Below are 594 nucleotides of genomic sequence, written 5' to 3' on the forward strand. Positions count from 1 at the left end.
CCGCCCGCCCCCCGCCGCGGCAACCCCAACTCGCCCGTACTCGCCGTGCCCGGGCCCCCCCTCCAGGCGGGGGGCTCCCCCGCCCCCCCGCCCCCGCCCCGCGGCGTTGTCGCGCCCGCGCCGGGTCAGCAGCCGGCGGTCAAGCGGCACCGGACGAAGCGGGGGCGGCGCCCCGCCGGCAGGGGCGACGGCGCCCTTGGCCGCGATGCGGCGGCGCCCGTCCGCACCGGGCACGGGCTGGTCGCCGCCGGTCCGCAACCGGGCCCGTACCCCCCGCCGGGCGCCATGCCCTCCGCAGGGCCGCAGCAGGTCCGCGACACCACCGGTCGGAGGTGCGCAGGACGTCCGGCGCGTCGGCTGCGGCCGCGCACCGCGGCGGCCTGCTCCCCCGGCCGGCCGGCCGATCGCGTCGAGGGTTTCGCACGGCAGCTCGTCGCAGCCGGCCCGCACGGGTCGGGGCCCGGTCTGCCGACTGCCGACCGCCGGCGCCGCCGATGACGACGAGACGGGTCCCGGGGAGAGCTCCTCCAGCGCCGGAGGCGGCTGCGCGCGGCGCATCCGGCACAGACCGGCGCGGGGCGCGCCGGGCGAATT

Source organism: Streptomyces sp. NPDC058295 (assembly GCF_042880655.1).
Classification (GTDB): Bacteria; Actinomycetota; Actinomycetes; order Streptomycetales; family Streptomycetaceae; genus Streptomyces; species Streptomyces coriariae.